Source organism: Cupriavidus laharis (assembly GCF_914271435.1).
Lineage (GTDB): Bacteria > Pseudomonadota > Gammaproteobacteria > Burkholderiales > Burkholderiaceae > Cupriavidus > Cupriavidus laharis.
In genome coordinates this window covers 203,900-228,018 of record NZ_CAJZAI010000007.1, presented here as the reverse complement: position 1 = coordinate 228,018, position 24,119 = coordinate 203,900, and the positions used below count along the sequence as shown (strand labels likewise).

22 protein-coding genes are annotated in these 24,119 nt (G+C 65.3%); 15 read left to right on the top strand and 7 right to left on the bottom strand.

What is annotated here, in order from left to right; all coding sequences use genetic code 11:
• Positions 1-172: 172 nt before the first annotated feature.
• The 3 genes from LDO29_RS16300 (at position 173) to LDO29_RS16290 (ending at position 3,832) form a co-directional block, all read left to right on the top strand.
• On the top strand, positions 173-2,497 hold the full coding sequence (locus LDO29_RS16300) for an NADP-dependent malic enzyme (protein ID WP_224080822.1): 2,325 nt from the start codon (positions 173-175) through the stop codon (positions 2,495-2,497).
• A 325-nt stretch (positions 2,498-2,822) separates the two neighbouring features.
• On the top strand, positions 2,823-3,224 hold the full coding sequence (locus LDO29_RS16295) for a ribonuclease domain-containing protein (protein ID WP_396022676.1): 402 nt from the start codon (positions 2,823-2,825) through the stop codon (positions 3,222-3,224).
• The gene (locus tag LDO29_RS16290) at positions 3,221-3,832 is read left to right on the top strand and encodes a barstar family protein (RefSeq protein WP_224080821.1); all 612 of its coding nucleotides are present in this window, start codon (positions 3,221-3,223) and stop codon (positions 3,830-3,832) included. The genes LDO29_RS16295 and LDO29_RS16290 overlap by 4 nt, the downstream gene beginning before the upstream one ends.
• 106 nt (positions 3,833-3,938) lie before the next feature.
• On the opposite strand, the gene LDO29_RS16285 is transcribed toward LDO29_RS16290, so the two are convergent.
• The 3 genes from LDO29_RS16285 to LDO29_RS16275 are packed head-to-tail and all read right to left on the bottom strand — an operon-like array spanning position 3,939 to position 5,759.
• The gene (locus LDO29_RS16285) at positions 3,939-4,541 is read right to left on the bottom strand and encodes a YidB family protein (RefSeq protein ID WP_224080820.1); all 603 of its coding nucleotides are present in this window, start codon (positions 4,539-4,541) and stop codon (positions 3,939-3,941) included.
• A gap of 37 nt (positions 4,542-4,578) precedes the next feature.
• A complete protein-coding gene (locus tag LDO29_RS16280; RefSeq protein WP_224080819.1) occupies positions 4,579-5,328 on the bottom strand; it encodes a 16S rRNA (uracil(1498)-N(3))-methyltransferase in 750 nt (249 codons plus the stop codon).
• A complete protein-coding gene (locus tag LDO29_RS16275; protein WP_224080818.1) occupies positions 5,328-5,759 on the bottom strand; it encodes a VOC family protein in 432 nt (143 codons plus the stop codon). The genes LDO29_RS16280 and LDO29_RS16275 overlap by 1 nt, the downstream gene beginning before the upstream one ends.
• A 268-nt stretch (positions 5,760-6,027) precedes the next feature.
• Between LDO29_RS16275 and tkt the strand changes: the two genes are divergently transcribed.
• From tkt to LDO29_RS16260, 3 genes are all read left to right on the top strand, one after another.
• Positions 6,028-8,061 carry a transketolase gene (tkt, locus tag LDO29_RS16270; RefSeq protein ID WP_224080817.1) on the top strand — a complete coding sequence of 678 codons (2,034 nt, stop codon included), beginning with the start codon at positions 6,028-6,030 and terminating at the stop codon, positions 8,059-8,061.
• 62 nt (positions 8,062-8,123) lie between these two features.
• On the top strand, positions 8,124-9,122 hold the full coding sequence (gene gap, locus LDO29_RS16265) for a type I glyceraldehyde-3-phosphate dehydrogenase (protein WP_224080816.1): 999 nt from the start codon (positions 8,124-8,126) through the stop codon (positions 9,120-9,122).
• Positions 9,123-9,524: 402 nt separating this feature from the next.
• Positions 9,525-10,511 (top strand): LysR family transcriptional regulator, encoded by a 987-nt coding sequence (locus tag LDO29_RS16260; RefSeq protein WP_224080815.1) that lies wholly within the window; start codon positions 9,525-9,527, stop codon positions 10,509-10,511.
• 91 nt (positions 10,512-10,602) lie between these two features.
• On the opposite strand, the gene fur is transcribed toward LDO29_RS16260, so the two are convergent.
• Positions 10,603-11,034 carry a ferric iron uptake transcriptional regulator gene (gene fur, locus LDO29_RS16255; protein WP_011298983.1) on the bottom strand — a complete coding sequence of 144 codons (432 nt, stop codon included), beginning with the start codon at positions 11,032-11,034 and terminating at the stop codon, positions 10,603-10,605.
• Positions 11,035-11,220: 186 nt separating this feature from the next.
• Between fur and LDO29_RS16250 the strand changes: the two genes are divergently transcribed.
• The 9 genes from LDO29_RS16250 (at position 11,221) to LDO29_RS16210 (ending at position 21,049) form a co-directional block, all read left to right on the top strand.
• On the top strand, positions 11,221-11,835 hold the full coding sequence (locus LDO29_RS16250) for an outer membrane protein assembly factor BamE (RefSeq protein ID WP_224080814.1): 615 nt from the start codon (positions 11,221-11,223) through the stop codon (positions 11,833-11,835).
• 102 nt (positions 11,836-11,937) lie between these two features.
• On the top strand, positions 11,938-12,735 hold the full coding sequence (gene dapB / locus LDO29_RS16245) for a 4-hydroxy-tetrahydrodipicolinate reductase (protein WP_224080813.1): 798 nt from the start codon (positions 11,938-11,940) through the stop codon (positions 12,733-12,735).
• A 172-nt stretch (positions 12,736-12,907) separates the two neighbouring features.
• Entirely contained in the window at positions 12,908-15,529 is a 2,622-nt protein-coding gene (leuS, locus tag LDO29_RS16240; RefSeq protein ID WP_224080897.1) for a leucine--tRNA ligase, read from the top strand.
• Between the two features lie 45 nt (positions 15,530-15,574).
• Positions 15,575-16,081, top strand: a complete 507-nt coding sequence (locus tag LDO29_RS16235) for an LPS-assembly lipoprotein LptE (protein WP_224080812.1) — start codon at positions 15,575-15,577, stop codon at positions 16,079-16,081.
• A gap of 23 nt (positions 16,082-16,104) precedes the next feature.
• Positions 16,105-17,163, top strand: coding sequence for a DNA polymerase III subunit delta (holA, locus tag LDO29_RS16230; RefSeq protein ID WP_224080811.1), 1,059 nt, complete (start codon positions 16,105-16,107; stop codon positions 17,161-17,163).
• A 72-nt stretch (positions 17,164-17,235) separates the two neighbouring features.
• A complete protein-coding gene (locus tag LDO29_RS16225; RefSeq protein WP_224080810.1) occupies positions 17,236-18,516 on the top strand; it encodes a glutamate-5-semialdehyde dehydrogenase in 1,281 nt (426 codons plus the stop codon).
• 142 nt (positions 18,517-18,658) lie between these two features.
• Positions 18,659-19,081 carry a CopD family protein gene (locus LDO29_RS16220; RefSeq protein WP_224080809.1) on the top strand — a complete coding sequence of 141 codons (423 nt, stop codon included), beginning with the start codon at positions 18,659-18,661 and terminating at the stop codon, positions 19,079-19,081.
• Between the two features lie 37 nt (positions 19,082-19,118).
• Positions 19,119-19,724, top strand: coding sequence for a 2-hydroxychromene-2-carboxylate isomerase (locus LDO29_RS16215; RefSeq protein WP_224080808.1), 606 nt, complete (start codon positions 19,119-19,121; stop codon positions 19,722-19,724).
• 71 nt (positions 19,725-19,795) lie between these two features.
• Complete coding sequence (locus LDO29_RS16210; protein ID WP_224080807.1) at positions 19,796-21,049, top strand: THUMP domain-containing class I SAM-dependent RNA methyltransferase; 1,254 nt, start codon at positions 19,796-19,798, stop codon at positions 21,047-21,049.
• Positions 21,050-21,076: 27 nt separating this feature from the next.
• Here the strand turns inward: LDO29_RS16210 and LDO29_RS16205 are convergent, their stop codons facing one another.
• From LDO29_RS16205 to LDO29_RS16195, 3 genes are all read right to left on the bottom strand, one after another.
• Entirely contained in the window at positions 21,077-22,123 is a 1,047-nt protein-coding gene (locus tag LDO29_RS16205; protein ID WP_224080806.1) for a response regulator, read from the bottom strand.
• A 117-nt stretch (positions 22,124-22,240) separates the two neighbouring features.
• Positions 22,241-23,716 carry an NAD(P)(+) transhydrogenase (Re/Si-specific) subunit beta gene (locus LDO29_RS16200; RefSeq protein ID WP_224080805.1) on the bottom strand — a complete coding sequence of 492 codons (1,476 nt, stop codon included), beginning with the start codon at positions 23,714-23,716 and terminating at the stop codon, positions 22,241-22,243.
• Positions 23,716-24,039 (bottom strand): NAD(P) transhydrogenase subunit alpha, encoded by a 324-nt coding sequence (locus LDO29_RS16195; protein ID WP_211945740.1) that lies wholly within the window; start codon positions 24,037-24,039, stop codon positions 23,716-23,718. Before LDO29_RS16195 ends, LDO29_RS16200 begins: the two co-directional genes overlap by 1 nt.
• Positions 24,040-24,119: the final 80 nt, after the last annotated feature.

The following is a 24,119-nucleotide window of genomic DNA, read 5'->3' as shown; positions in this document are numbered from 1 at the left end:
GCATATTGTACCGAAACACAATGCTGGTCCCCGTAACACGCTTATTGTGAAATAGTATTTCACAATATAAAATGCTGGGTCCAGAGGAAGAGATGGGTGGGCACGTGGAGCCGGTCCGCCGATCATCCGAAGCCATGTCAAATGACGGCTCCACCGATTGGAATATGCGCCGATGACCAGCCCTCAGCAGTCCCCGTCCCAAGACGATCTGAAACAGCAGCAGCGTGAGGCGCTGCGTAAAGCGGCGCTCGAGTACCACGAGTTTCCGACCCCTGGGAAGATCTCCGTCACGCCGACCAAGCCGCTGTCCAACCAGCGCGACCTGGCCCTCGCCTATTCGCCCGGCGTCGCCGCCGCCTGCGAGGAGATCGTCGCCGACCCGGCCAATTCCTTCCGCTACACCGCTCGCGGCAACCTGGTGGCCGTGATCACCAATGGCACCGCCGTACTGGGCCTGGGCGACATTGGCGCCGCGGCGTCCAAGCCGGTCATGGAAGGCAAGGCCGGTCTGTTCAAGAAGTTCGCCGGCATCGACGTCTTTGACATCGAAATCGACGAAAAAGACCCCGAAAAGCTGGTGCAGGTCATTGCCGCGCTGGAACCTACCTTCGGGGGCATCAACCTTGAAGATATCAAGGCGCCCGAATGCTTCTACGTGGAGCGCACGCTGCGCGACAAGATGAAGATCCCGGTCTTCCACGATGACCAGCACGGCACCGCCATCGTGGTGGCCGCCGCGGTCATCAACGGTTTGAAGGTCGTCAACAAGGACATCAAGAGCGTCAAGCTGGTGGCCTCGGGCGCCGGTGCTGCCGCGCTGGCCTGCCTGGACCTGCTGGTCGACCTGGGCCTGCCCATCGAGAACATCTGGGTGACGGACCTGGCCGGTGTGGTCTACGAAGGCCGCACCGAGTTGATGGACCCGGAAAAGGCCCGCTTCTGCCAGAAGACCGACAAGCGCAAGCTGGGCGAGGTGATCGACGGCGCCGACATCTTCCTCGGCCTGTCCGCTGCCGGCGTGCTCAAGCAGGACATGGTCCAGCGCATGGGCGACAGGCCGCTGGTGCTGGCCCTGGCGAACCCGAACCCGGAAATCGCGCCCGAGCTGGTCAAGGAAGTCCGCCCGGACGCCATCATGGCCACCGGCCGTACCGACTACCCGAACCAGGTCAACAACGTCCTGTGCTTCCCGTTCATCTTCCGCGGGGCGCTCGACTGCGGCGCGACCACCATCACCCGCGAGATGGAGATTGCCGCCGCCAACGCGATCGCCGAGCTGGCGCGCCAGGAGCAGAGCGATATCGTGGCCAGTGCCTATGGTATCCAGGACCTGTCGTTCGGCCCGGAATACCTGATCCCGAAGCCGTTCGACCCGCGCCTGATCGTGTGGGTGGCGCCGGCCGTCGCGGAAGCCGCCATGAAGTCCGGGGTGGCCTCGCGTCCGATCGAGGACATGGACGCCTACCGCCTGCAGCTCCAGCAGTTCGTGTACCACTCGGGCACGCTGATGAAGCCGATCTACGCCGCTGCCCGCAAGGTCGAGATGGCGAAGAAGCGCATCGTCTTCCCCGAGGGAGAGGAAGAGCGCGTGCTGCGCGCCGTGCAGGTGATCGTCGATGAAAAGCTGGCCAACCCGATCCTGATCGGCCGTCCGGCAGTGCTGCAGCACCGCATCGAGCGCTTCGGCCTGCGCCTGCGCCCGGGCGTGGACTTCACCGTGGTCAACCCCGAGCACGACGACCGCTTCCGCGATTACTCCGATGCCTACTACCGGATGATGGCGCGCGAAGGCGTCACGCCGCAGTACGCCAAGCTCGAACTGCGCCGCCGCACCACGCTGATCGGCGCCATGCTGGTCAAGAAGGGCGAGGCCGACGGCATGATCTGCGGCACGGTCAGCAACACCGCGGCGCACCTGCGCTATATCGACCAGGTGCTGGGCGGCACCAACAAGGTCTACGCGGCCATGAACGGCCTGGTGTTGCCGGGCCGCCAGATCTTCCTGGTGGACACCCACGTGAACGTGGATCCGACCGCCGACGAACTGGCCGAGATCACGCTGATGGCCGCCGAAGAGCTCAAGCGCTTCGGCATCGAGCCCAAGGTGGCACTGCTGTCGCACTCGAACTTCGGCTCGTCCGAAGCCCCTTCGGCACGCAAGATGCGCGATACGCTTGCTATCCTGCGCGAACGTGCGCCGGAACTCGAGATTGACGGCGAGATGCACGGCGACAGCGCGCTCGATCAGAAGCTGCGTGACAGCCTGGTGCCGGACGGCTCGCTCAAGGGCGAGGCCAACCTGCTGGTCTGCCCGAACATCGATGCGGCCAACATCTCGTACAACCTGCTGAAGGTGGCGGCGGGCAACAATGTTGCGATCGGGCCGATCCTGCTTGGCGTGAAGGCGCCGGTCCACATCCTGACGCCGTCCGCGACGGTACGCCGCATCGTCAACATGACCTCGCTGGTCGTGGTGGACGCAGCGGCCAAGCGTTAAGCTGGGACACGGCTTAACGTGGCGGAAAAGCCGGGCGTGCCCGGCTTTTTTTGTGTGTTGCTACCAACAGTTAGTATGCGCACACATCCTATTAACATGTTGAAACAATTGAGGAATTTGCGTTGGCGCTGGCCCGGGATTGATTAATTGCTTGCATGCGCGTACCCTTACGCCTTTGATACAGGCGCTCGCCACGGGCGCTCCGGTGCGGTCGGCAGCATACAAGCCGGCCAGGGTGGCCCGGACAACTTGTCTACCCAACAGGCGGCAGGCTCGATTTCCGGTTCAACCAAGACAGACCAACGTGGGTTCCCAGATTCACTTGATGCAGCAGCAGTCCGTGCGTGCCCGGCGCATGGTGGCGCGGGTTCTGTCGAGCGCGATCCTGGCGTTGGCGCTCGTGCAGCCTTCGCTGGCCCGGGAGCAGCCCGAGGGACTGGCGGGAACCATTGCGGCGCAGCAGTTGCCCAATGAAGCGCGGCAGACGCTGGAGCGTATCGAGGCCGGCGGCCCGTTTCCCTATGACAAGGACGGCTCGCGGTTCGGCAATTACGAACGCATCCTCCCTCAACAACAACGCGGTTATTACCGTGAATATACGGTCAAGAGCCGGAGCAGCCGGAACCGGGGAGCAAAGCGGATCGTTTGCGGCGGCGACCAGCGCGCGGCGAACGATTGCTACTACACAGAAGACCACTACAACAGCTTCAAACGGATAACCAAATGATGACTGACATTTTCGGATTGGGCGACGCCCTTGCCGCCCGCGAGGAGCGCGGCGCCGGAGATGGCTGGCAGCGGGCGCAGCATCAGGCCCAGAACCTTTACGACAACGTGCTGATGATGCCGCGCCAAGAGCTCACGCACAGACTTCCGCCCGCCGCCCCGGCCACCGTGCCGGCCGTCGCGAGCTGGGCCGACGGGGCCGAGGGAGCCATGAACCTGTTCAAGTCGGTGCGCCCGAACATCGTCCAGTCGATCCGCGCATTCCGCGTACCTGACCTTGCCCAGGCGGCGGCCGAACTTGGCCAGCATTTCCTGTATGCGAACTGCGCCCATTGCGCGAGCAAGGCGGAGATCCTGGAAACGATTGCCACCTCGTTCACGTTCCCCAAGCATTTCGGCAAGAACTTCGACGCGCTGGCGGACTGCCTGACCGACATGATCCACAAGGCCGGCCAGCAGCCCGGTTTCGTGATCGTGCTGGAAGGCCTGCCGATCGCGCAGAAGTTCGACAAGGAAGCGCGCGAGGTGCTGCTGGACGTGTTCCGCGACGCGGCCGAATTCTGGGCCGAGCGCAAGGTCCAGTTCCGCGTGTTCTATTCGTTTGCCTGATTACTGATCATTTTCCGGGATCGAATGTCCCGGCAGTGAAAAACAAAGCCCGCGATCGTCGCCGACGTCGCGGGCTTTGGCTTTAACGGGCCTGGCTGCGGACCGTTCAGGACTGCGATGGCAGGTGGCCGTGCGGAGTCAGGCGGTCGATCAGTTCGGGCAGGCCTTCGCTGAGCTGGGCTGCCACGTCTTCCTGCGACATGCCTGTGGAGCTGGCCAGCGAGGCGAGGGCGCCCGTGTCGCCAAGCGCACCGCTCAGGGCCGAGGGCGTGACCGGCTGGTTGCTGCCCGCGCCAATCCACGAATCGACCTGTTCGCCCAGGCCGGCCTGCGCCAGCACGTCGCGCAGCGCGCCGATGCCGCCGGTCGCGGCACCGAGCGCCTGGCTGTTGGCCGGAGCACCACCCTGGCCGCCAAGCAGGCCGCCGAGCAGCGACCCCAGGTCCAGCCCGCCGCTGGCTCCGCCCCCACCACCGGTCAGTCCGCCGAGCAAGCTTCCCAGGCTGCCCAGCCCGCCAAGTCCGTCATCCTGGCTGGCCTGCGCCGTGTCTTCCGATGCGCCGCCCTTGTGGCGCATCGCCATCATGGCCAGCAGCCCGAGCGCCATCATCAGCTTCGGGTCGAGGCCACCCGCACTTTCGCCTTCGCCCTGCCGTGTGCCGCCAAGTTGCCCGAGCACCCCGCCCAGCACGCTATCGAGTAGTCCCATGGTCGACTCCTTTTATAAAGGATGGCGTGTGCCGCCATCAGAATCCGCCAAGCAAGGCGTTCAGGGTTGCCAGGCAGGCCAGCCCGGCGGTTTCAGTGCGCAGGATGCGCGGGCCGAGTGACACGGCGGTGAAGCCGGCATGCAGCGCCGCGTCTTCTTCTTCGGGCGCCAGGCCGCCTTCCGGTCCGATCAGCAGCGTGACACTGCCGGCCAGCAGCGCTTCCCTGTGCGCCGCGGCGTAGGCAGGCAGCGACTGGTCGGCGCGCGGCGACACTAGCAGCCGGGCGCCTTCGCCCTTGGCACGCAGCCATGTATCCAAGTTAGCTACCGGCGCGACCGCCGGCAAGCGATTGCGCCCGCATTGCTCGCAGGCGGCCTCGACGAGCGCCTGCCAGTGGGCTTGCCGCTTCTGCGCGCGCTCGCCGCTCAGCCGCACGACGGAGCGGGCAGCCTGCAGCGGCTGGATGGCCGCCACGCCCAGCTCGACCGCCTTTTCGATCAGCCAGTCCATCTTGTCGCCGCCGGCCAGGCCTTGTGCGAGCGTGATGCGGAACGGCGGTTCGGTTTCCGTCGTGTCGTGCTCGCCCACGCGCGCCAGCGCATGGCGCTTGCCCAGCTCCAGCAGCGTGGCATCGTGGCTGCCGCCACGGCCGTCGAACAGGGTGATGGCGTCGCCGGGCGCCAGGCGCAGCACATGCGCGTGGCGGAGCACGGCTTCCGGAAGCTCGAGATCGGTGCCGGCGGCAAGTGCTGCACCGGTGTTGCCGACAAAAAAACGCGGTGGCATCAGCTGGCCTTGCCTTCCTGGCCGCCGGCCACGGGGCTGGCGAAGCCCCAGCGGTAGCCATCGGGGTCTTCCACCATGCAATAGCGGTCGCCCCAGAACTGGTCGGCCGGCTCCATCAGGCTGACGGCACCCGCAGCCACGGCCTGCGCATGCATGGCGTCGACGTCGTCGCAGTACACGTAGAAGGTTTGCGGGCACTCCACGCCAAGCGAGCGCGGCGTGCGTGCCGTGCTGCCCCAGGCGCCCTCGGGCGCGAACATTACGATGAGTTCGCCCTGGTAGGACATTTCGGCATGGGTCGGCACGCCGTTTTCATCGACGACATTGCCGGCCGCGAAGCCGAAGGCGCGCTGGTAGAAGTCGAGAGCGGCGCGCGCGTTGCTGACGGTCAGGTAGGGGGTGAGCCTCGGGGTATTGGCCGGTCTCGTCATGATCGTCTCCTGTCGGGGAAACCTCGCGCTGCCCGAAGGAGCGCGGTGCGAGTGTGCATCTTACGCGTGCGGGACGGCGCTGTCGAAGTCCGCGCCCTAGCACGCCGAAGTGCGGCAACGGCAATATGCAGTCGATTCCGTGCAACGGTTCGTGCGATTATCGACCCATGCCCGGTCCGTTTGCCGGCACCGCCACGCCCGGTTTTGCCTCTTACATCTGCTAAAATTGCGGTTTTCCTGCCGCCAGGCCCAGCGCCATTACGCCCGCATGTCCGCCCTTGCTCATCCTGCCACAAGTCCCTTTGCTTCCCAGCCTGCCAAGCTGATGGCCGATGCCATTCGCGTGCTTGCCATGGATGCCGTCCAGCAAGCCAACTCCGGCCACCCTGGCGCGCCGATGGGCATGGCCGATATCGCGGTGGCACTCTGGGGCCGGCACCTGAAGCACAACCCGGCCAACCCGAAGTGGGCGGATCGCGACCGCTTCGTGCTGTCGAACGGCCACGGCTCGATGCTGATCTACGCGCTGCTGCACCTGACCGGCTATGAGCTGCCGATCGAAGAGCTGAAGAACTTCCGCCAGCTCCACAGCAAGACCGCCGGCCATCCCGAATACGGCATCACTCCCGGTGTGGAAACGACCACCGGCCCGCTGGGCCAGGGCATTACCAACGCTGTCGGCATGGCGCTGGCCGAACGCCTGCTGGGCGAGGAGTTCAACCGCCCCGGCTTCGACATCGTCAACCACTACACCTATGTCTTCCTCGGCGATGGCTGCCTGATGGAAGGCATCAGCCACGAGGCCTGCTCGCTGGCCGGCACGCTGAAGCTCAACAAGCTGATTGCGCTGTGGGACGACAACGGCATCTCGATCGACGGCGACGTGGTGCACTGGTTCAACGACGATACCCCGAAGCGCTTTGAAGCCTACGGCTGGAACGTGATCCGCGGCATCGACGGCCACGACGTAACCGCCGTCGACCTTGCTATCGCGCAGGCCAAGGCCAGCGACAAGCCGACCCTGATCTGCTGCCGTACCAAGATCGGCAAGGGCGCGCCGAACAAGGAAGGCGGCCACGACGTGCATGGCGCCCCGCTGGGCGGCGCCGAAGTGCTGGCCACGCGCGAGGCGCTGGGCTGGGTCCATGCCCCGTTCGAAGTGCCGGCCGAGGTCTACGACGCCTGGGACGCCAAGGCCAACGGCCTGGCCCTCGAAAAGGCCTGGAACGCGCTGTTCGAAGGCTACGCCGATCGCCACCCGTACGAAGCCGGTGAATTCCAGCGCCGCATGCGCGGCGAGCTGCCGGCCAGCTTTGATGCAGCCGTCGACGCTTTCATCGCCAAGTGCGAGGAAAAGGCCGAGACCATTGCCACCCGCAAGGCCAGCCAGAACACCATCGAAGCTTTTGGCCCGGTGCTGCCTGAGTTCCTGGGTGGCTCGGCCGACCTGACCGGCTCGAACCTGACCAACTGGTCGGGCAGCCAGCCGGTGCGTGTCGATGCCTGGGGCAACCACATCAACTATGGCGTGCGCGAGTTTGGCATGAGCGCCATCATGAACGGCATCGCGCTGCATGGTGGCTACATTCCTTATGGCGCCACGTTCCTGACGTTCTCGGACTACAGCCGCAATGCGCTGCGCATGGCGGCGCTGATGAAGATCCGCTCGCTGTTCGTGTTCACGCACGACTCGATCGGCCTGGGAGAGGACGGCCCGACCCACCAGTCGATCGAGCATGTGTCCAGCCTGCGCCTGATTCCGAACATGGACGTCTGGCGTACCGCCGACACCACCGAAACCGCCGTGGCCTGGGCCCAGGCCGTGCGCCGCGAGAACGGCCCGAGCTGCCTGATCTTCAGCCGCCAGAACCTGCCATTCCAGCAGCGTGACGACGCCACCCGCGCCAATATCGCGCGCGGCGGCTATGTGCTGCGCGATGGCACGAACCCGAAGACCGGCCGTCCGGATGCAGCGATCCTGGCCACCGGCTCCGAAGTCGGCCTGGCAGTCGGCGCCGCAGACCAGCTCGCAGCCGAAGGCGTGCACGTGCGTGTTGTGTCGATCCCGTCGACGAGCGTGTTCGACAAGCAGGACGCCGCCTACAAGGCCAGCGTGCTGCCGGCCGGTGTGCCGCGCGTGGCGGTGGAAGCCGGTGTGACGGATTTCTGGTGGAAATACCAGGTCCAGGCTGTTGTGGGCATCGACACCTACGGCGAATCGGCCCCGGCGGGCGTGCTGTTCAAGCACTTCGGCTTCACTGTCGAAAACGTCGTCCGGACCGTCAAGGACACGCTGCAATAAGATTCGCGGCGGACAACCCCGGCGCCCCAGTTTTCTAGCATCAGGCATCACAGGAGATAGACATGACCATCAAGATCGGCATCAACGGCTTCGGCCGCATCGGGCGCATGGTGTTCCGCGCCGCCGTCGCAAACTTCAAGGACATCGAAGTCGTTGCCATCAACGACCTGCTCGAGCCCGACTACCTCGCGTACATGCTGAAGTACGACTCGGTGCATGGCCGCTTCGACGGTGAAGTGTCGGTCGACGGCAACACGCTGGTCGTCAACGGCAAGAAGATCCGCCTGACCGCCGTCAAGGACCCGGCCGAGCTGAAGTGGGGTGAAGTCGGCGCCGACGTGGTGGTCGAGTCGACCGGCATCTTCCTGACCAAGGAAGGCGCACAGAAGCACATCGACGCAGGCGCCAAGAAGGTGATCATGTCGGCCCCGTCCAAGGACGACACCCCGATGTTCGTGTACGGCGTGAACCATGACACGTACAAGGGCGAAGCGATCATTTCGAACGCCAGCTGCACCACGAACTGCCTGGCTCCGGTGGCCAAGGTGCTGAACGACAAGTGGGGCATCAAGCGCGGCCTGATGACCACCGTTCACGCTGCCACTGCCACGCAGAAGACCGTTGACGGCCCGTCCAACAAGGACTGGCGCGGCGGCCGCGGCATCCTGGAAAACATCATCCCGTCGTCGACCGGCGCTGCCAAGGCCGTTGGCGTGGTGATCCCGCAGCTGAACAAGAAGCTGACCGGCATGTCGTTCCGCGTGCCGACCTCGGACGTGTCCGTGGTCGACCTGACCGTCGAACTGGAAAAGTCCGCCTCGTACGAAGAAATCTGTGCCGAGATGAAGGCCCAGAGCCAAGGCGCGCTGAAGGGCGTGCTGGGCTACACCGAAGATAAGGTCGTGGCCACGGACTTCCGCGGCGACGCACGCACCTCGATCTTCGACGCTGAAGCCGGCATCGCGCTGGACGGCACCTTCATCAAGGTCGTGAGCTGGTACGACAACGAGTGGGGCTACTCGAACAAGTGCCTGGAAATGGCACGCGTGGTGGCCAAGTAATCCAGCCAGCCTGTCACGAAAAACGCGCCTTCGGGCGCGTTTTTCTTTACGCGCGTCTCAGTCGGCGCGTCGTGCGGCAAGCGGCCGCGCATCCGCGGCGGCGCCGTCCGGAAGGCGATGCGATGACATGGACGCATGACTTGGATCCGGAGAAACCCGACTATACGCCGACCTTGGTGTGCTTGCTGGCCCACCGCAAAAGGCGGAATCTCTACGAAATGGGGCGGAATTTCCTCATATGATCGCGAAAATGCCGACCATTGCCGGGAGCGAAATGCTGAATGGGCTTTCCGCTGTCGTTTTTTCCACTTACACTAATAACGAGCCGTTGATATCTGATGTGCAGCCGGTGCAAGTCGCGGGGCCATCTATGATGAGAATAAATCGGAACAGAGCCTGATCATGGTGAATGTAGACACCAAGCTTCTTGTGATTTTCACCGAACTGCTGAGCAAGCGGAACGCGACCTATGTCGCGGAGAAAATGCACATGACGGCCCCGGCCGTGTCGCATTCGCTGGGCCGGCTGCGCGAGATCTTCGACGATCCGCTTTTCATCCGCGTGCCGCACGGGCTCACGCCCACGCCGCGCGCGCTTGAACTGGGCCCCAAGATCCGAGACATGCTGGACCTGTGGTCGTCGATCAATGAAGGCGATGCGGACAACTTCGATCCGGCCGTGGCTACGGGCACGCTGAGTGTCGGCTTTGCCGCCGAACTCGGCGACACGGTGTTCAACCGCTTCGTGCTGCGCATCAAGCAGCTGGCGCCCGAGCTGCATATCAAGCTGGTCGAATCCCATTCCTGGGAAAGCGACGTGGCATCGATGCGCGCCAATGAGCTCGACCTGGCGTTTTCCCCGTTCCCGACGCGGCATCCGGAAATCGTCGAGGAGATGGTCACGTCGCTGAGCCTGTGGGTGTGCGCGCGCAAGAACCACCCGGTGCTCAAGAACCAGTGCACGCTGGAGCAGTATCTGGATTGCGGCCATATCTTCATGGCGCACTCGGGCGGCGCAGGCCGGCCGGCGCCGTCGCTGATTCCGCTGGACTACGCGCTGCAGCAGCGCGGGCTGAAGCGCAACGCCACGCTGACCGTGCATTCGTGGCGCGCGCAGGCCGAACTGGCCGCGCAGACCGACATGATCTTCACGGTCAATGCACTGACCAAGGATATGGCCTGCGAAACCTACGGCCTCAAGGCGTTCCCGCTGCCTGCCGAGCTGAACACCACGGTGGGCCTGAACATGTTCTGGCACCGTAGCCGCAACACGCATCCGATGCTCGTGTGGGCGCGCGGCTTGTTCCGCCAGGTCGTCGGCGAATTTGTCGGCATGCCGGCGACGAGGCCGCTGCGCATGGTCGCCGAACAGGACGTCGAGACGCCCTGACCGGGAGCCGCACGAGGCCTCATAAAAAGACCGGCGTTGAGGCGCCGGTTTTTTCTTGCTTCCGTTCCGCCGCGCACAGGCGGCGGCCGGCTTATCGTTTTGGTCTGTGGGGACAGTCAGTCTTGGTGCAGTTGCCGTACAGCGACAATGCGTGTTCCTGCAGCGCGAAGCCGCGTTCGCGCGCGATGCTCTGCTGGCGTTGCTCGATCTCGCCATCGAAAAACTCTTCCACGCGGCCGCAATCGAGGCATACCAGGTGGTCGTGGTGCTTGCCTTCGTTGAGCTCGAAGATGGCCTTGCCGGATTCGAAGTTGTTGCGCGAAAGCAGGCCGGCCTGCTCGAACTGTGTCAGCACGCGGTAAACGGTCGCCAGCCCGATATCCATATGCTCGTTGAGCAGGATTCGGTAGACGTCTTCGGCGCTCAGGTGGCGCTGTTCACTGGTCTGAAAAATCTCAAGGATTTTCAGCCGGGGCACGGTCGCCTTCAGGCCGATATTCTTGAGTTCTGCCGGACTCGGCATGGGCGTGACTCCCTAGAGTACAATGTCTGGATAGTTGAATCATAAGGGTTTTGGCGACAAAAGTCGCCCGGTGCCAGGGCCAGCGAAGGCGGCTTCAGCCCGCCGGATGCCGTCGCAGCCCAGACAGCCGCCGCGCGGCGGAAATGTCCCTGTCGGCACTTTCCTTTCCCTCTGGAAGCGAGATACATGCGTTCATTCCGTTCGTCTGCCATGCGTCCGACGCTGGTGTTTTCCCTGCTGGCCGCGGCGCTTCTTGCCGGTGCCTGCTCGACCTACGATGCCACCTCGCGCAAGGTCGCAAACGCCATCACGCCGTACCGGATCAATATCGTGCAGGGCAACTTCGTCTCGCGTGAGGCGGCTTCGCAACTGCACGAGGGCATGACCCGCGACCAGGTGAAGTTCCTGCTGGGCACGCCGCTGCTCACGGACGTTTTCCATGCCGACCGCTGGGACTACGTGTTCTCGTTCCGGCGTGGCAATGCGGCGGTTGTCCAGCAGCGACGCTTCACTGTTTACTTTGACGGCGACAAGCTGGTGAAGTTTGGCGGCGACGAGTTGCCGTCCGAATATGAGCTGATTGCCGAAATCGACGGCATGAAGAAGGCGCTGAAGGACCAGAGACCGGGCGTTGGCGGCACTCCGGGCAGCCAGGCCGCAGCGCCGGCGCCTGCGGCGGCACCCGCTGCGCCGCAAGACGTTCCGGCCGCATCGGCTGCGCAGGCTGAAGCGGCTCCGGCAACGTCGGCCGCCACGCCGGCTGCCGGCACCCAGCCTGAATCCACTGCGCAGTCGAACTGAAGCGCGCCCAGGCGTGCCGCAGCGGCCGAAGCCGGCCGCTATCCTGATTCCCGGCCGGCGCTTCGCGACCGGCCGTTTTCCGATATCGCCAGGTAAAACACCATGAACATCGCCATTGCTGGCGCATCCGGCCGCATGGGCCGTATGCTGATCGAACACGTTCTAGCCACCGAAGGCGTCGCACTGTCGGGGGCGCTTGACGTGCCGGGCTCGCCCGCGCTGGGCCAGGATGCCGGCCTGCTGCTGGGCCGCAACACTGGCGTTGCGATCACCGCTGACCTGGAGGCTGGCCTGGCCGGCGCCGACTGCCTGATCGACTTCACCCGCCCCGAGGGCACGCTGGCGCACCTGGCCGTGGCCCGGCGCCTGGGCGTGAAGATGGTGATCGGCACCACAGGTTTCGACGACGCCGGCAAAGCCGCGCTGGCCGAGGCTGCCAAGTCGATCGGCATCGTTTTCGCCGCCAATATGAGCGTCGGCGTCAACGCCACCTTCAAGCTGCTGGAAGTGGCGGCCAAGCTGCTTTCTTCCGGCTACGATATCGAGATCATCGAAGCCCACCACCGCCACAAGGTCGATGCCCCGTCGGGCACGGCGCTGAAGATGGGCGAAGTGGTGGCACAGGCGCTCGGCCGTGACCTGAAGACCTGTGCGGTCTATGCGCGCGAAGGCCATACGGGCGAGCGCGACCCCAGTTCCATCGGCTTTGCCACCGTGCGTGGCGGCGACATTGTCGGCGACCACACCGTGATGTTTGCCGGCATCGGCGAGCGCATCGAGATCAGCCACAAGTCGTCAAGTCGCCAGTCGTACGCGGATGGCGCCGTGCGTGCCGCCCGTTTCCTGGCCGACAAGCCGAACGGCCTGTTCGACATGCAGGATGTGCTGGGCTTGAAGTAAGCGCCGCCCGGCACGCCCGTGATGGCATTGCCGCGCGGTTATAATCAGCTTCTTTCGCATTGCACGACAGGCGGGCGCCGCGCAAGCGGGCGCCCGCCGTCTGCATTCCTGTCCCCCGGATGCGGGCATGCCAGACGCCGCGCAGACCGTTGTCCTGAACGTTGTCCCGACCATGCAAGACAAATATCTTCCTTCCGCCGTTGAACAAGCCGCTCAGCAGCACTGGCAGGCAGTCGACGCCTACCGCGTGCCGGAGCACGCCACCGGCCCCGACGGCAAGGAAAAGCCCAAGTTCTACGCCTGCTCGATGCTGCCGTATCCGTCGGGCAAGCTGCACATGGGACACGTGCGCAACTACACCATCAACGACGTGATGGCGCGCTATCTGCGCATGAACGGCAACAACGTGCTGATGCCGATGGGGTGGGACGCCTTCGGCATGCCGGCGGAGAACGCGGCGCTCAACAACGGCGTGGCACCGGCCGCCTGGACCTACGACAACATCGCTTACATGAAGAAGCAGATGCAGTCGATGGGCCTGGCGATCGACTGGTCTCGCGAAGTCGCCACCTGCAGCCCGGACTACTACCGCTGGAACCAGTGGCTGTTCCTGAAGATGCTCGAGAAGGGCATCGCTTACCGCAAGACCGGCACCGTCAACTGGGACCCGGTCGACCAGACCGTGCTGGCCAACGAGCAGGTCATCGACGGCCGCGGCTGGCGCTCGGGCGCCATCGTCGAGAAGCGCGAGATCCCGATGTACTACCTGCGTATCACCGACTACGCAGAGGAGCTGCTGGGCGACCTGGACGGCCTCGGCTGGCCCGAGCGCGTCAAGATCATGCAGCAGAACTGGATCGGCAAGAGCGTGGGCGTGCGCTTTGCGTTCACGCACGACATCCAGGGCGATGACGGCAAGCTGATCCATGACGGCAAGCTGTACGTATTCACCACGCGCGCCGACACCATCATGGGCGTGACCTTCTGTGCGGTAGCTGCCGAGCACCCGCTGGCCACGCATGCCGCCGCGAACAACCCCGAACTCGCTGCCTTCATCGACGAATGCAAGCACGGCTCGGTCATGGAAGCCGATATGGCGACCATGGAGAAGAAGGGCATGCCGACCGGCCTGCAGGTCACGCACCCGCTCACCGGCGAGAAGGTCGACGTGTGGGTCGGCAACTACGTGCTGATGAGCTACGGCGACGGCGCCGTCATGGGCGTGCCCGCGCACGACGAGCGCGACTTTGCCTTCGCCAACAAGTACAAGCTGCCGATCAGGCAGGTCATTGACGTCAAGGGCCAGCCATACTCGACCGAAGCGTGGCAGGAGTGGTACGGCGACAAGGAAAACGGCGTCTGCATCGAGAGCGGCAAGTACAACGGCCTCGGCTATCAGGCTGCGGTGGAAGCGATCGCCGCCGACCTGGGCGCCATGGGCCTGGGCGAGAAGAAGATCACCTGGCGCCTGCGTGACTGGGGCATTTCGCGCCAGCGCTACTGGGGCACGCCGATCCCGCTGATCCACTGCGAGAATTGCGGCGTGGTGCCGGTGCCCGAGCAGGACCTGCCGGTGGTGCTGCCGGAAGACCTGGTACCGGACGGCACCGGCAACCCGCTGAACAAGGACCCGCGCTTCCTGCAGTGCACGTGCCCGTCCTGCGGCAAGCCGGCGCGCCGCGAGACCGACACGATGGATACCTTCATCGATTCGTGCTGGTACTACATGCGCTATACCTGCCCGGACGCGGCCACCATGGTCGATGCACGCAACGACTACTGGATGCCGATGGACCAGTATATCGGCGGCATCGAGCACGCGATCCTGCACCTGCTGTATGCACGGTTCTGGACCAAGGTCATGCGCGACCTGGGCCTGGTCAAGTTCGACGAGCCGTTCACCAACCTGCTCACGCAGGGCATGGTGCTGAACGAGACCTTCTACCGCGAGGACGCCTCGGGCAAGAAGCACTGGTACAGCCCGGCCGACGTGGATGTGCAGACCGACGAGCGCGGCCGCCCGCTGGGCGCCACGCTGAAGGCCGACGGCCAGCCGGTGGTGATCGGTGGCGTCGAGAAGATGTCGAAGTCGAAGAACAACGGCATTGACCCGCAGGCGCTGATCGACCAGTACGGCGCCGACACCGCGCGCCTGTTCGTGATGTTCGCCGCGCCGCCGGAGCAGCAGCTCGAGTGGAGCGGATCGGGCGTGGAAGGCGCGTCGCGCTTCCTGCGCCGTGTGTGGAACTATGGCTTTGCCAATGCTGCCGCCGTGCGCGACGGTGCCGGCGCCGCGCCGACCGCGGGCGATGCGGACCTGCGCCGAGAGATCCATGGCGTGCTCAAGCAGGCCAACTACGACTATCAGCGCATCCAGTACAACACCGTGGTGTCCGCCACGATGAAGATGCTGAACGCGCTCGAAGACGCCAAGAACGCCTCGCCGGCCGCCCGCCGCGAATGCTTCGGTATCCTCCTGCGCGTGCTGTACCCGGTGGTGCCGCACATCACGCACGGCCTGTGGGATGCGCTGGGCTACGCCGCGCAATACGGCGACCTGCTTGACGCCCCGTGGCCGCAGGTGGACGAAGGCGCGCTGGTGCGCAGCGAGATCGAGCTGGTGCTGCAGGTCAACGGCAAGGTGCGCGGCAGCATCACCGTGCCGGCCGACGCCGACCGCGCGGCCATCGAGGCCGCCGCTGCCGCCAGCGAGACCGTGGCCAAGTTTGCCGAGGGCAAGGCGCCGAAGAAGATCGTGGTCGTGCCCGGCCGCCTGGTCAACGTAGTGCTGTAAGCGCAGGCATCGGAAACCGACAAGCGGATGAAGGAATCGCCGAGAATGGATCGACTGGACAAGGGCCGCCGCAAGCTGCTCGCCGCGATGCTGGCCACGGGCCTGCTGGCGGGCTGCGGCTTCCACATGCGCGGCAATGCCGATTTCGCGTTCAAGCGGCTCTATATCGGAATTCCGCCCAATACGCTGATGGGTTCGGACCTGCGCCGCGCGATCCGCGGCGGTTCCGACACCACGGTCGTGGCCGACCAGAAAGAGGCCGACGCGCTGCTCGACGTGCTGCAGGACACCCGCACCAAGACCATCCTGTCGATCACGACCGAAGGCGTGGTGCGCGAATACCGCCTGACGCAGCGCTTCAGCTTCCGCCTGCGCGATGCCGCCGGCAAGGAGCTGATCCCGCCGTCGCAGCTCATCCTCACGCGCGACCTGACCTATAACGAAGCCAATACGCTGGCCAAGGACTACGAAGAGCAGCAGCTCTACCGCGACATGCAGCGTGACATCGTGCAGCAGCTGATGCGCCGGCTGGCCGCGGTCAAGGTCATCTGAGCGCGTCCACGTCCCGCACCGGCATGCAGCTCAAGCTCGACGGACTCGACGCCCACCTGCGGCAGGCCAAGGCCAAGGGCCTGGCGCCGCTGTACGTGGTCCATGGCGACGAGCACCTGCTGGTGCTCGAGGCGGTCGACCGTCTGCGCCAGACCGCGCGCGAAGCCGGTTTTTCCGAGCGCGACGTGCTCGTGGCGGAGCGCAATTTCCACTGGGGCCAGCTGGTCGAGGCGCAGCAGTCAATGTCGCTGTTCGGCGATCGCAAGATCGTCGAACTGCGCATTCCATCCGGCAAGCCCGGCAAGGACGGTGGCGAGGCGCTGCGCGCCGTGGCCGCCCAGCCATCGCCCGACGTGGTGATGCTGGTCACCCTGCCGCGGCTGGATTTCGCTACGTCCAAGTCGGCCTGGTTCCAGGCGCTGGAATCGGCGGGCGTATCGATCAAGGTCGACTCCGTGGACCGCACCCGGCTGCCGGCCTGGGTAGGGGAGCGCCTGGCGCTGCAGCAGCAGCGCGTGGAAGGCGGTGAGCCCGGCCGGCGTGCCCTGCAGTTCATTGCCGACAAGGTGGAAGGCAACCTGCTGGCGGCCCACCAGGAAATCCAGAAGCTCGGCCTGCTGTATCCGCCCGGCGAACTCACGTTCGACCAGGTGCACGATGCGGTGCTCAACGTGGCCCGCTACGATGTATTCAAGCTGTCCGAAGCGATGCTGGGCGGCGACGTGCCGCGCCTGGTGCGCATGCTCGAAGGGCTGCGCGGCGAGGGCGAGGCCACGGTGCTGGTGCTGTGGGCGCTGACCGAGGAAATTCGCGTATTATCCAAGGTCCGGCAAGGCATCGCGGCCGGCAAGCCAGCCGCCGTGCTGATGCGCGAGCTGCGGGTCTGGGGCCCGCGCGAGCGGCTGGTGCCGCAGGCCGCGCAGCGGCTCACGCAGGCGCGGCTGGATGCAGCGCTGTCCATGGCCGCGCGGCTGGACCGGCAGGTGAAGGGTTTGTCCGACCTGCCGCCGCCGGGCAGCGGCCCGTTGCCGGCAGAGCCATGGGATGGCCTGCAGCAGCTGGCGCTGATGATCGCGCGCTGATCCTTGCCCCGCTCTCCCGCTTGCGGGAGAGAAGAAACATTCTCAGACGGCCGTCGTCTGAAGGCCACGAACATGACCGAGCTCGACCTCAACCAATACATGGACCGCGTTGGCCGCCAGGCACGCGCGGCATCGCGCGCGATGGCGCGCGCCTCCACCGCCGACAAGAACCGTGCGCTGCTGACCATTGCCGCGGCGATCCGGCGTGATGCCGACAAGCTCAAGGCCGTCAACGCGCGCGATGTCGAGCGCGCCCGTGCCCACGGGCAGGATGCTGCCTTTGTCGACCGCCTGACCCTGTCGGACAAGGCCATCAAGACGATGGCAGAAGGCCTGGAGCAGATCGCCGCGCTGGCCGACCCGATCGGCGAGATCTCGAACATGAAGTTCCGCCCGACCGGCATCCAGGTCGGCCAGATGCGCGTGCCGCTCGGCGTGATCGGCATCATCTATGAGTCGCGTCCGAACGTGACCATCGACGCGGCGGCGCTGTGCCTGAAGTCGGGCAACGCCACTATCCTGCGCGGCGGTTCGGAAGCGATCGAGTCGAACACCGCGCTGGCCGCGCTGGTGGCAGAGGGCCTGGCAAGCGCCGGCCTGCCTCCCGAGGCCGTGCAGGTCATCGAAACCACGGACCGTGCGGCAGTCGGCCGCCTGATCACGATGACCGAGTATGTCGACGTGATCGTCCCGCGTGGCGGCAAAAGCCTGATCGCGCGGCTGATGGAAGAAGCGCGCGTGCCGATGATCAAGCACCTGGACGGCATCTGCCATGTGTTCATCGACGCCGACGCCGACCTCGACAAGGCCGTGCGCGTCTGCGACAACGCCAAGACCCAGCGTTACGCGCCGTGCAACACCATGGAGACGCTGCTGGTGTCGCAGGACATCGCCGCGCGCGCGTTGCCGCCGCTGTGCCGCATCTACCAGGAGAAGGGCGTCGAGCTGCGCGTCTGCCCGGCCACGCGCGCCACGCTGGAAGCCGCGGGCTTCAGCGGGCTCGTCGATGCGCAGGAGGAAGACTGGCGCCTGGAATACCTGGCCCCGATCCTTGCGATCAAGACCGTGCCGGGGCTGGACGAAGCCGTTGCGCATATCAACGAATACGGCTCGCACCACACCGATTCGATCATCACCGAGAACTACTCGGCTGGCATGCGCTTCATCCGCGAAGTCGACTCGGCCAGCGTGATGATCAACGCCTCGACGCGCTTTGCCGACGGCTTCGAGTACGGCCTGGGCGCGGAGATCGGCATCTCCAACGACAAGCTGCACGCACGCGGCCCCGTCGGGCTGGAGGGGCTGACGTCGCTGAAGTACGTGGTGTTCGGCCACGGCGAGATCCGTACCTGAGGCGTGGTTCACCAAGATCTGAGCGTCGTCATTCCCGCGCAGGCGGGAATCCAGCGTCTTTTGACGTCGCTGGGTCCCCGCCTGCGCGGGGACGACGGTGTTTACTCAGGCCTTGGCGCGTTCGCGTAACACAAGAAAACCAATGCTCTGGGTCAAAGCACTTCACATCGTCTTTGTCGTGTCCTGGTTTGCCGGCCTGTTCTACCTGCCGCGCATCTTCGTCAACCTGGCCATGGAGACCGAGCCGGCCGGCATGCAGCGCCTGCTGCTGATGGCGCGCAAGCTCTACCGCTTCATGACCATGCTGGCCGTGCCGGCGGTGGTGTTCGGCCTGTGGCTGTACCTTGGCTACGGCATCGGCCGCGGTCCGGGGCAGGGCTGGATGCATGCCAAGCTGGCGCTGGTGCTGGTGTTGATCGGCTACCACCACGGCTGTGGCAGGCTGCTGAAGAAGTTCGAGGCGGGCGGCAACACCCGCTCGCATACCTTCTACCGCTGGTTCAACGAGTTGCCCGTGCTGGTGCTGCTGGCGGTAGTGATCCTGGTGGTGGTCAAGCCGTTCTGAAACCCGGTCCTAAGGGACTCTCCCAATCGAGCGCAAGATGAGCAAGCAGGTCGATTACTATTTCTCGCCGCAGTCTCCCTACGTCTACCTGGGGCATGAGCGCTTTGCCGCCATCACAGCCAACCACGGCGCCCAGGTCAACCTGAAGCCGTGCGATCTCGGCAAGGTGTTCTCGGTGTCCGGCGGCCTTCCGCTCGCGCAGCGTCCGCCGCAGCGCCAGGCCTACCGGCTGGTCGAACTGGCACGCTGGAGCGAATTCCTGGGTAAGCCGCTGAACGTGCAGCCGACGTATTTCCCGGTGTCCGGCGACCCGGCCAGCAAGCTGATCATTGCGACCCAACTGGCGCACGGCACCGCGCGCGCCATGGAGCTCCTCGGTGCCATTGGCACGGCGCTGTGGGCGCAGCAGCGCAATATCGCGGATGCCGCCACGCTCGCGCAGCTTGCCGACGAGGCCGGTCTGGATGGCGCCAGCCTGCTCAAGGCCAGCGAGGGGCAGGCCGTGCAGGCCGCCTACGCGCAGAACACGCAGGACGCGATCTCGGCGGGCGTGTTCGGCGCCCCGTGGTACGTCTACGATGGCCAGCCCTACTGGGGCCAGGACCGGCTCGACTTCCTCGACCGCGCACTGGCGGCCAGTTGAACCGTCGCATAGATTAATCTGATCGTCCCGTCCGCCACGGCGGACGTTTTTGTTTGCAGGAACCCGAATCCATGACCCAAGCTTTCTTTGCTCCCTGCCCGCGCGGCCTGGAGGGCGCGCTCGCCGAAGAACTGCGCGAGATCGCCGCGCGGCCCGGAATGGCGGCGCTGGCCCCGTTCGAGGTGCATCGCGAGGTGCCGGGCGGTGTCAGCTTTTCGGGCGAAATGGCGGCCGCGTACGCCGTCAACCTGCATTCGCGCATTGCCAGCCGCGTGCTGATGCGCGTGGCCGCCCGCGGCTACCGGCACGAGGACGATATCTACTCCCTGGTGCGCAGCCAGCGCTGGGAGCAGTGGTTCTCGCCCGACGAGTCGATCCGCGTGGATCTGACCGCCACCAAGTCGCCGCTGCGCAGCCTGAACTTCACCGCGCTGCGCATCAAGGACGGCGTCTGCGATGCCATGCGCGAACGCCTGGGCGCGCGGCCGAGCGTGGATACCGTCAGTCCGGATGTGCGCATTTATGCCCACCTGACCGAACACGACTGCACGTTGTACCTCGATACCACCGGCGAGCCGCTGTTCAAGCGCGGCTGGCGCATGGAGAAGGGCGAGGCACCGCTGAAGGAGAACCTTGCGGCGGGCATCCTGCGCCTGGCAGGCTGGGTGCGCGGCCAGACGAACCGCCCGTTCTATGACCCGATGTGCGGCAGCGGCACGTTCCTGATTGAAGCCGCTCAGGTGGCCTTGGACATCGCGCCGGGTGGCAGCCGCAGCTTCGCGTTCGAATGGTTGAAGGGGGCGGACACCAAGGCCTGGCAGAAGCTCAAGGCCGATGCCCAGCGCGCGCGCATGCTGGCGTCGGCGGACGGCCTGCAGATCGCCGGGTCGGACATCTCCACCGATATGCTCGCCATGGCGCAGGCCAACTGGACACGCGCCGGCCTGCCGGGCGAGGCGCGCACCAAGCAGGTGGATGCGCGCTTCACGCAGCCGCCGTTCGCCGAGCCAGGCCTGTTGCTGATGAATCCGCCGTATGGCGAACGGATCGTGGTGCGCGGCGAGCGCCGCCAGGCCCAGGCCGAAATGCCGCGCGACGAGGCCGAGGAGGCCGCCGCCAACCAGTTCGCCAGCGCCTTTGCCACCACGCTCAAGCAGAGCTTCGCTGGCTGGCAGGCGTGGGTTTTCACCGGGGACCTGTCGATGCCCAAGCGGCTGCGGCTCAAGGAATCGCGGCGCACGCCGCTCTACAACGGCAACATCGAATGCCGCCTGTTCCGCTTCGACATGGTGCGGGGCGGCAACCGCGGGCCCCAGCCCGCCTGAGTGGCCCGGGCGCCGGCCGCCTGACAGTCAGGGTCGCTTGCGGCCTGTCAGTACGTCGGGATTGCGCGCGAAGTCGGCCAGGAAGGCCTGCTGGCTGACTACCGGCTCCTGCAGCAGGTGGCGCGGCAGGTCGAACAGGGCGTAGAAATACTCCTCGCGCCCCTCGCAGCGTTCGGCCGGCAGGCAATATTGCTCCCAGTCGACGCAGGCCGGCGTGTACATGCCGTTGCCAGGCCAGAAGAAGGGCACCAGGCGGCCTTCGCGCAGGCCTTCGACCAGCGCGGCCGGCGCGTCGTAGGCCTCGGCCGATTCGACCTGGCTCATCAGCCCGGCGTGGGTTTCGATCACCATCAGCGTGGCATGGCCCTGCGCCGTCAGCATCAGGATGCCGACCGGATTGGGGTACAGGTAGTACTCGACAAAGCCATAGCGCGCGGTGATCTGCCGTACGCGTTCGGTCATGGCCGGATCCGACAGGAACGAGTACGAATGCCGCGTCAGCAGTTCGCGCAATGTGCGCGACAGTGTGGCGAAATACTGCTGCTGCAAGGCATCGATTTCCTGGCCCAGGCGCTCGACCATGTTGGCTTCGTGCTTCTTCACATAGCGGTCGATCAGGCCGTGGTTGAAGCCCTGCACGGCAATACTTTCGTCGGCGGTGCCGGTCAGCAGGATGGTCTTGCACGGCAGGTCCTGCAGCGCCTGGCAGAACTCCAGCCCGTCCATCTGCGGCATCGAATAATCCACCACGATCACGCCGGGCTGCAGGAAGCGGTTGACGTCATGGATCTGACGATGGATGCGGTCGATATCAAGCTGCACTGTGCGCCGCTCGGTGAGGAAGGTCAGGTCGTCGTGCGTGACCCGCACCGGCAGGAAGGCGGGAAACCGTGTGGCGTAGGCGTCGCGAATCCACTGCAGGGCTTCGCGCGGGTCCGTGAATGTGACCACCGCGCGCGAGGCATCCATCTGGAATGCCAGGCTGTCGATGAACGACTTGCTGTCATCGACCAGGACGGTCAGGATCGGGTGATGGAAAACCGACAGGTTCCTGTCGTGCGGGTTGAATGTCATGGTGCGTCCGGGCCATGCAGCAACGCTGGGAATTCAGCGCAGGCCAGTATAACGCGCTGCCGCCCCGAAGGGCGGCAGCGTGGCGCATCGTGCACGGATCCGGGGGACTGCCCGTGGTTATTCCACCGCCTTGAACATGTCCTCGACCACCTTCTTGGCGTCGCCGAACACCATCATGGTCTTGTCCATGTAGAACAGTTCGTTGTCCAGCCCGGCGTAGCCGGCGGCCATCGAACGCTTGTTGACGATGATGGTCTTGGCCTTGTAGGCCTCCAGGATCGGCATGCCGGCGATCGGCGACTTCGGATCGGTCTTGGCCGCCGGGTTCACCACATCGTTGGCGCCCAGCACCAGCACCACGTCAGCCTGACCGAACTCGCTGTTGATGTCCTCCATCTCGAAGACCATGTCGTACGGCACTTCGGCTTCGGCCAGCAGCACGTTCATGTGGCCTGGCATGCGGCCGGCCACCGGGTGGATCGCGTACTTCACGGTCACGCCCTTTTCGGCCAGCTTTTCGGTCAGTTCCTTCAGCGCGTGCTGGGCGCGTGCCACGGCCAGGCCATAGCCCGGCACGATGATCACGGTCTCGGCATTGCCCATCAGGAAGGCCGCGTCGTCGGCGGAGCCCGACTTCACGTTGCGCTGGGCCTGCGCACCGGCCGCGCCGGCGGCTGCCGCGTCGCCGCCGAAGCCGCCCAGGATCACGTTGAAGAACGAACGGTTCATCGCCTTGCACATGATGTACGAGAGGATGGCACCGGACGAGCCCACCAGCGAGCCGGCGATGATCAGCATCGGGTTGTTCAGCGAGAAGCCGATGCCCGCCGCCGCCCAGCCCGAGTACGAGTTCAGCATCGACACCACCACCGGCATGTCGGCGCCGCCGATCGGGATGATGATCGTCACGCCGAGCACGAAGGCGATGGCCAGCATCACCAGGAACGGCATCCATTCCTGCGTCATGAAGAACGCGATGCCGAAGCCGATCATGGCGACGGCCAGCGCCAGGTTCAGCATGTGCTGCCCCGCGAACACCACCGGCGCGCCCTGGAACAGGCGGAACTTGTAGCGCCCGGCCAGCTTGCCGAATGCAATCACCGAGCCCGAGAAGGTAATGGCGCCGACGAAGCAGCCGATAAACAGCTCGACCCGGTTGCCGGTCGGAATCTCATGCGAGCCCGCCGGCGAGATGCCGAAGGCCGAGGGCTCCGCCACGGCGGCCACCGCGATGAATACCGCAGCCAGGCCGATCAGCGAGTGCATTGCCGCGACCAGTTCGGGCATCTTGGTCATCTCGACCTTTTTCGCCACGTAGGCGCCGATGCCGCCGCCCACCACCAGCGCGCCGAAAATCAGCGCCAGGCCCGAGCCGACCGAGGACTGCGCCGTGCCGGCCGCCAGGAACTCGTTCTTGAGCTTGACGATCAGCACCAGCGTGGTGACCACGGCAATGGCCATGCCGATCATGCCGAAGGCGTTGCCCTTGCGGGCCGAAGCCGGGTGCGAGAGCCCCTTGAGCGCCTGGATGAAGCAGACCGAGGCGATCAGGTAGAGCAGGGTGACAAGGTTCATGCTGACGAGTTCGGTCATCACGCACCTCCCTTGGCGCCGGCCTTGGCCTTGGGCTCTTTCTTCTTGAACATCTCCAGCATGCGCTGGGTCACCAGGAAGCCGCCGAACACGTTGACGGCAGCGAGGGCCACTGCCAGTGTGCCCATGATGCGGCCCGTGGCGCCCTCGGTCAGGCCGGCGGCCAGCATGGCGCCGACGATGATGATGGCCGAGATTGCATTGGTCACGGCCATCAGCGGGGTGTGCAGCGCGGGCGTTACCGTCCACACCACGTGGTAACCCACGTAGATCGCCAGCACAAAGATGATCAGGTTGATCACCGTGTGGTTCACCATCTCCATCGACTTCTCCTCCCTTGCATTGAATCCTGGATGCCGCCTGCGTTGTCTGTATTGGAATGCGAACGACCGGGATATCGCCG